We start from the raw sequence: 3,479 nt of genomic DNA on the forward strand, positions 1-3,479 counted from the left end.
GAGTTTTTCATACAGTTCGTTATATACCGGGTAATTACCTGTTTTAAATGTAATGGCTACCCTTTTGCAATATAGTACCTCGTACAACCGGTGCGTATCAATACCGTTTCCAGCCGGGCAGACCGTTGCTTCATGATCCAAAATCTTTTTTATAAACTCCGGGTAATTTAACGACGGCTCGTCCCAATTGATGAATGGAGCATTGATGCAAATTTCTTTGATCGGGTTGCGGTATGCTTCATTGGTTTGCGGATTAAAATTGGAGTATAAAAATTTTGAAGGAATGCCAGTCTCACTGCTGTTAAAAACTTCACTTAATAGCCTCACTTTTTCTACTGCATGCTGCCATGCCACCCCATGCCCTTTTCGTTTGTTAACGCTGGTATTTTCTAAACCGATAGGGATGGACACCAATTTTTCGTTATAGGTTAATTTGTTCTGGCAATACCAACGGAAAATATTATCAGGCATGAGTGAAGTTAAACCGTTTCCGATCCCCCCGTCCCCGTTTCCTGAAATCAGGATGACTTCATTTTTGAATTTAGCAATTTTTTTAAATTCATCTTTCAGATAATCGGTTTTGCAGAAAATAACATCCCTCCCGTTATGCAGATCACCAAATTTATTTAATTGCAGCAGTTCCAATCGTCAGTTAAATTTTATCCATCCCTCCGGGATCACATTTACCGGAAGTTCTTTCCCTTCATTTTTTCCAAGCCAATACGCCGGCGCAATTACTTTGGGATGTTTGGGATTAAGGTATGCCCCCCACCAGCTGAATGAACTGGCAGACAGGATGCAAATATCGGCATGGGTTAAAAACTGGAAATCAATGATCTCAGTATTTCCCGACAGGTATTTATTTTCGATATGTCCGAACTCCCGGTTGATAAATTCAAAATCGTCACTGATGAAAATATAATAGTTTTCATCGGTGTGAATACTATGAATGGCCCTTTTGTAATAATCAGCACTCAGCACCAGATCGAGGCCCGAATAGTCGCCCCGGCGAATATGAACAGTTACATATTTTTTTGATGCAGGAAGCGTTTTAAAAATATTTTTAAATTGCTCCCTGTGGCTTTTTTTTACCGAAAATAAATTGACAACCTCCTTTTTGTGATCGATAAAATACGCTTCAGATTGAAAAAACCCGGTGTATAATAACTTGTCATTAATTCCCTTTAGCTGTTCGCCCGGAGAAAGTTCATTTTCAAAAACGAGTTCACGCAGCCCGTAAATTCCCTTTAGCAATTTGTAACACGCAACCTTTAAATGGTAGTTGAAAATATTTTTGTACCCGCTGATGGTAAAAATGTACTTGTCCAAAACGGACAAGTGGGTCTGTTTTAATTCGAAATACGCTGGTACCATGAAATTGATAACGCTTTTATCAATGAAAAACCTTGTTTTCAGCTTTTTTGAAACACTGTGGATAAATGCATATTGAAAAAGCTGGTTGCCCAAGCGGCCCTCTAATCTCACCGCTATCATTTACTCAACTTAAGCACCCTTTTAATTTTGTTGACCCCCCGCGACAAAACCGAGGGTTTGGGGTAAATGGCCGCATTTATTTTTTTGTTCAGGTTGATATAAAATTCCTTTTTCGATCCATCGGAAACCAATTTAAGCGGCCTGCTTTTAAGTTGGTAAAACCAGATGTATTTACCCTCGCCAAGCATGTAGTTTAAAAACTGCTCGTCTATCCTGTCAAAAAATGGTAAAAGGGCATAAGCTGCCTTCACTGAAACCGACCAGAGGTTAGCCTCAGCATCGCGCATCCAGTATGAATTGGCATAATCCAACCGGTGATAATAAAAAGTATCCTTTAACACGACCATTTTAGCACCTGTAATTGCCTGGCGCAGGCCGAATGTCCAGGTATCGAGTGCACCGGTACCTTCGGCATAGCCTTTGGCTTTAAGCCAGCTTTGTTTGGTAAACATATAATTACCATGCTGCCCGGGCGTATTCTTCCCGTCCAGGTAACTACTCAGGTCAAAGTCACCGGCAGGCAATGTCCAGATATATACCGGGTTAAATTTATCATCTGCAAATGAATGCTGAAACTGGAATGAGGCGACATCAGCATTATTTTCTGTTAGATACTTTTTCAGCGGAGCAATACTCGACGGGGCCAATACATTATCCGAATCAAGGCAAAACAAAAGTTCGTTTTTTGCACTTTCCACAGCGGTGTTCCGTGCCGCGGCGCCGCCTTTATTGCGTTGATGATCAATAACGGTGATAACCGGGTATTTTTGTTTCAGCTTATTTAAAACCTCCGTCGTATTATCGGTTGAGCAGTCATTTACAATAATGACTTCATCCCCATCGGTAAAGTTTGTCACCATGATAGAATCAACAGACTCCTCTATAGTGAGCGAACAATTATAAGCCGGTAAAAAAAATGAAATTGATGACATTGTTTTAAGCGACCATCCCTATCCATCTGAATTTGGGTGATATTTTCATTAATAATTTAGATAGGCCTATAGCAATGGCGAGGGCGCCAATTATATTTAATAACAAAAACAAAACAGGTGAAAGAGCTTTCAGTCCGTTAAACCAGGGGTAGATATGTAGGATGAAGATGGGCATGGTGTAAAGACCGATCGTACTAAAAATCGTGCGCCTGTTAAATCTCAGAAAAAGCAAAAATATCGAAACAGATAATGCGCAAATAAGCAAGTAGCCCCACAATGTGTTTGGAACATAAAACTGCGCGATATCAAATCGCCCGGTTAACGCTGCCAGCGGCCGTTTAGGTATTACCAAAAGGATCAGGATGGAACAAGCAATTATTCCACCGAGGTATATCAGTGGGTTATATTTCAAAAAACGGGGCTTATTAATATAAACAAAATGCATAATAAACAGCAGGGGAATGACGTAAATAGCAGCGTCGATGCCATAGGAAACCAAATAGTGTTTTGTTTGAATAATGCCGGCAAAAAACAACACCAAACAAAAAACGACCAAGTAAATCCCAATCAGAAGCTTATTTAAACGGTTTTTAAACAGTAAGGCAAAAAGCAGATTGGCCAAAAACAGCGTTGGTAAAAACCATAAGGGGCTTTGAAGATAAAAGCCCGAACCGACGAATATTTTTTTTATCGCATCTTTAAAGTGGAAGTCTAAAAGCAGAGGAATAGCGCTTGAGCCGGGGTGCACGAGTTGGAAAATAATATTAACCGGATCGATGATAGCGAAAAAGAAAAATGGGAGCATTAGCTGGATGAACCTTTTTTTTACATACTCCCAAGAAAAGTCCCTGACAAATAATGCCGACACGCCAAAAAACAGAGGCATATGAAATAAATAAATGTATCCCTGTAAAAAATCAGTAAATGGATTTTTAAACGAGTTCAGGAGATTGTTGTGTCCGATTATTACCAAAATTATGATGACGCCCTTCAGGTTGTCAACTGCATAATCCCGTTTTAAGGGCATTTTAGTCGTAGCTATTTCAGGATGGC

General features: G+C 39.9%; 4 protein-coding genes. All 4 read right to left on the minus strand.

All coding sequences use genetic code 11. From position 1 onward, the window contains the following. Positions 1-645, minus strand: a 645-nt coding sequence (locus QZY09_RS18925; RefSeq protein ID WP_295674846.1) for a hypothetical protein, incomplete at its 3' end; no start/stop codon positions are given. 3 nt (positions 646-648) lie between these two features. Continuing rightward, positions 649-1,494, minus strand: coding sequence for an alpha-1,2-fucosyltransferase (locus tag QZY09_RS18930; protein WP_295674847.1), 846 nt, complete (start codon positions 1,492-1,494; stop codon positions 649-651). After that, positions 1,491-2,426 carry a glycosyltransferase family 2 protein gene (locus QZY09_RS18935; protein ID WP_295674848.1) on the minus strand — a complete coding sequence of 312 codons (936 nt, stop codon included), beginning with the start codon at positions 2,424-2,426 and terminating at the stop codon, positions 1,491-1,493. The genes QZY09_RS18930 and QZY09_RS18935 overlap by 4 nt, the downstream gene beginning before the upstream one ends. 4 nt (positions 2,427-2,430) lie before the next feature. Next, a partial coding sequence (locus QZY09_RS18940) for an acyltransferase family protein (protein ID WP_295674849.1) occupies positions 2,431-3,479 on the minus strand: 1,049 nt, incomplete at its 5' end.

The organism is uncultured Mucilaginibacter sp., assembly GCF_903913935.1.
GTDB lineage: Bacteria > Bacteroidota > Bacteroidia > Sphingobacteriales > Sphingobacteriaceae > Mucilaginibacter.

Coding starts and splice junctions, on each gene's coding strand:
- QZY09_RS18930 (WP_295674847.1), bottom strand. CDS start 1,494: ATGATAGCGGTGAGATTAGAGGGCCGCTTGGGCAACCAGCTTTTTCAA.
- QZY09_RS18935 (WP_295674848.1), bottom strand. CDS start 2,426: ATGTCATCAATTTCATTTTTTTTACCGGCTTATAATTGTTCGCTCACT.